The sequence below is a fragment of the Actinomadura sp. NPDC048955 genome, from assembly GCF_040649435.1.
Lineage (GTDB): Bacteria > Actinomycetota > Actinomycetes > Streptosporangiales > Streptosporangiaceae > Spirillospora > Spirillospora luteofluorescens.
This window is the reverse complement of record NZ_JBEZJI010000157.1, coordinates 1-3,278: the sequence shown is the minus strand read 5'-3', so window position 1 is coordinate 3,278 and position 3,278 is coordinate 1. Positions and strand designations below refer to the sequence as shown.

4 protein-coding genes and 2 pseudogenes are annotated in these 3,278 nt (G+C 65.5%); 2 read left to right on the top strand and 4 right to left on the bottom strand.

Translation table 11 applies throughout. The annotated features are described in order from the left end of the window. Window positions 1-173: 173 nt before the first annotated feature. The 3 genes and pseudogenes from AB0C84_RS45680 to AB0C84_RS45670 form a co-directional block, all read right to left on the bottom strand. Window positions 174-298 (bottom strand): annotated as a pseudogene (locus tag AB0C84_RS45680) (IS5/IS1182 family transposase); the annotation flags it as partial. Window positions 299-490: 192 nt separating this feature from the next. Next, complete coding sequence (locus AB0C84_RS45675) at window positions 491-736, bottom strand: hypothetical protein (protein ID WP_361079085.1); 246 nt, start codon at window positions 734-736, stop codon at window positions 491-493. Between the two features lie 3 nt (window positions 737-739). Further along, window positions 740-1,408 (bottom strand): annotated as a pseudogene (locus AB0C84_RS45670) (transposase); the annotation flags it as partial. A 442-nt stretch (window positions 1,409-1,850) separates the two neighbouring features. Between AB0C84_RS45670 and AB0C84_RS45665 the strand changes: the two are divergent. Continuing rightward, window positions 1,851-2,060: a hypothetical protein gene (locus tag AB0C84_RS45665; protein WP_361079082.1), complete on the top strand. Its 210-nt coding sequence runs from the start codon at window positions 1,851-1,853 to the stop codon at window positions 2,058-2,060. Window positions 2,061-2,572: 512 nt separating this feature from the next. After that, the gene (locus tag AB0C84_RS45660) at window positions 2,573-2,893 is read left to right on the top strand and encodes an Lsr2 family protein (protein WP_361079079.1); all 321 of its coding nucleotides are present in this window, start codon (window positions 2,573-2,575) and stop codon (window positions 2,891-2,893) included. Between the two features lie 181 nt (window positions 2,894-3,074). Here the strand turns inward: AB0C84_RS45660 and AB0C84_RS45655 are convergent. Beyond that, window positions 3,075-3,278: hypothetical protein (locus AB0C84_RS45655; protein ID WP_361079076.1), on the bottom strand; the 204-nt coding region annotated here is incomplete at its 5' end.

The following is a 3,278-nucleotide window of genomic DNA, read 5'->3' as shown; positions in this document are numbered from 1 at the left end:
CGGCCCGGTTTTGGGCCGCCCTTCAAAGCCCGCACGTGCGAGCTGTCGATCACCGCCCTGGACCAATCCAGCTGCCCGGCGGCATGCAGCTCCTCCAGCAGCAGACGGTACAGCCGCTCCCAGACGCCTGCCTGATGCCACTCGGCCAACCGCCGCCAGCACGTCATACCCGACCCGAACCCCAGCTCCTGGGGCAGGAACTCCCACCGGATCCCGTGTGCAACACGAACAAGATCCCGCACAGCACCTTGCGGTCGTCCAACCGCCCACGCCCAGCATGGCGCTTACGGCGCTCCACCCTCGGCAGCAGCGGCTCAACCCGCTCCCACAGGCCGTCACACGCGACCCACGGGGGTTACTCGCCCTTACACACCCGCCCACACCACACCCCGACCATCACCACATGTCGCACAACATACACATTTTGTTATGACCTCTTAAGGCAGGGCGCGAGGCCCGGCGTCGCCGGGCCCTCGCAAGGTGAAGGCACTCAGAAGGTACTGATGTCCCAGACGCTCTCGCCGTCGAGTTCGTCGTCGTCCTTCTTCGGGTCGTCCTTCTTGGGGTCGCTCTGGCGGATCCCTAAGAGTGTTTTGTCTGGAGTGAGTCGCTCTGGATGCCCAGGGCGGAAGGTGGTGTCGCCGAACACCTGCACCGGGGTGTCCCGGCGGGAGAGCAGGTCCAGGCCGACGAGGGCCTCGTGGTAGGCGGCTCTGGCGCCGGGTCGCGAGGCCACCGCGGTGAACAGGCCGGTTTCGGCTCGATGGCCAGGTGGGCTTTGAAGCCGTCCTGGCGATGGCTGCGGGTCTTGCGGACGCGCCGGGCTTGGGGTCGACGGTCGAGATCTCCCGGTCCGGGGCGGTGCCGTCGGTGATGCGCCAGCGCCCGTCGCAGCTGTCGGACCCGCCTGCCGGTTCGACGTCCCGCCCGGCGACCAGGGCCAGCAAGCCCCCCGCGTTCGCGGCCCGCTCACCCAGTTCCCGCTCGGGCAGGTGCCCCAGCAGTCGCAGCGCATCACCGACCAGGGCGTCCACCAAACCGGCGCGGGCCTGCCGGTGAGCACCCCGGTGGATCGCACCACCCTCCCGCTCGACCTCGAACACGCGGTCCGGACGGGCCGAGCGGGCCAGCCGGAGGCGGAAGTAGGCCAGCAGCGACGGATCGAAAGCGGTGTCGTGAAGACCCAGCCCGCCGGCCGCCTTCCACCGCAGGTCAAACCGCAACTCCTGCACCGTCTCGAAATCCGGCAACCCGTCCGGGGCCTGCAAAGTGACCGCCGCGCCAGGATCTTCGACGGCATCGACGGCCGCCCCCTCGTCGACGGAAACATGTCCGCGAACATCACCACCCGGAACAACGCGCCACGATGCTCGACCAGGAACGCAAACACCCTCCTCGCCGGGATCAGCTCCCGGCACCTCTCCTATACATCCGGACCGGCCGTCTCCGCAGCCCCCTCACCCATCACCACACCACGCTGGCCCCGCCGCATCCCCGGCGGGGCCAGAACACCAAGATCTTCAGCAGTCTTCTAAGTTAGAAGTTTGATCCTTCCGGACCAGACGGCAGTTCATCGACGTGGTCCGCTACCCGATCGTCCAGGCCAAAGCCCACCATGGCACCGATACACATCGATCATTGATTTCTTCGAAACTAGAGGCGACGTGAAAATTCTGCTATACATGCCGACCGGAGAAGTCGTGCTGTCAGCCACTCGGGCTGAACTCGCCGAACTTGCCACTCTAGTAGAATCCGGTAACGGTGCGACGAGTAGCGAAGACATCTCCGGTGACGTTGCGAGAGGAATCGCCTTGACCCGCGTCCACGTCCGCGTAGCTGACAGTGGAACTATGATCGCCGCTGACATTGACGCCAAGTCCCTAACGATCACCGGCAACCTCCGCGCCTTGCGTGTTATCGCCAACAGCCTCAGCCAAATGGCGCAGTCAGAAGACGGTGGCCACCTCCACATCGAGCACTACCCTGATCACCCCTACATCAAAGAGGGCTCCCTGCCCCTCGTGGTGAACAGCCCTCACGGCGGCATGCCAACTCGATAGCCCCCGGAGGGGCCGAATCGACTCATTAAATTTGGCAGTCCCTCTCCAACCGTCCTGTGGAGTGTTGGTCCAAGCCTCCGAGCGGGCCGGGCTCCCCGTTACCGTTCAGATCTCCGCCCCGGAAGGGAGCCTGGCCACCCGGCCAGGCATGGCTTAAATACGCGCCCGGGCCACTCGGGACGGCCCTCCCACGCGCGCGTAGGTGTTGTGTTAGGGGATCTCGGCGTTACTCAGAGGTCACCGCGCGGGCGCTTTGTACCATGACGGGCGCCTGCCACAACCACGACCGACTGCACCGAGCACCTACTGAAACCGGCTTGGGCTGCCCACCGGCTCTATAGAAGTCCCTATCCATATCCGGGGCACTCGGCGGTCGGTGGCCACCAGGACCCTAGGTGTTGTGTCTCGCGCGGGGTGCGCGGACAGAAACCGATCTGTTTGGCTAAGATCAACTCGGATACGGTGTAGTCGGTCGCATCCGTGTCGAAAAGTTCGCACTAGAGGAGGCCCGCATGGCACAGAGGGTTGAAGTCCTTCTCGTGGACGACGTTGACGGAGGAGACGCGGACGAAACCGTCAGCTTTTCCATCGACGGCACGTCCTACGAGATCGACCTGAGCAAGAAGAACGCCGCCAAGCTCCGCAGCGGCTTGGAGCCGTTCGTGACCGGTGCCCGCAGGAGGCGCAAGACCGTCGGCCGCGGGCCGCGCACCGCGGGTAGCCGCGAGCGCTCCGCCGAGATCCGCGAGTGGGCGAAGAACAACGGCATCAAGGTTAACGAGCGAGGTCGCATCCCGGCCAGGGTGATCGAGCAGTACGAAGCCAGCAACTAGTTAGGGCATAGTCGGGGGAGACCTTGCGCCTGCGGCCGCGCCGTCGGCTACTCGTCCACCAGCAGCTGAAAATCACTGGCCCGCACCGTGGGGTGCGGGCCAGCGAGTGTTCAGATCCAGGAGCATGCCTGCTGGAGTCTCCGACGGCATAACACCCGGAGCGCGCCACCTGGGTTCAACATTACGTGATCCCGCTCCGCCGGGCATGAGCGCCGAGGCCGCCCAGGCCTTCGACGATTGTGTCGGCCACGATCTTGGCGTAGCCGCCGTCGGGGTCCAGGTCGGGGTCAAAGATGCAGACGTCGGCGCCGATCGCTTCATCAGCCAGTTCGCTGAGCAGCGCGGTCAGTTGTCCGCGGTCGAGCCCGCCGGGATCGGGGCTATC

Excerpts from the sequence above, each read along its gene's own strand:
- AB0C84_RS45665 (WP_361079082.1), top strand. The coding sequence starts at position 1,851 with ATGATCGCCGCTGACATTGACGCCAAGTCCCTAACGATCACCGGCAAC.
- AB0C84_RS45660 (WP_361079079.1), top strand. The coding sequence starts at position 2,573 with ATGGCACAGAGGGTTGAAGTCCTTCTCGTGGACGACGTTGACGGAGGA.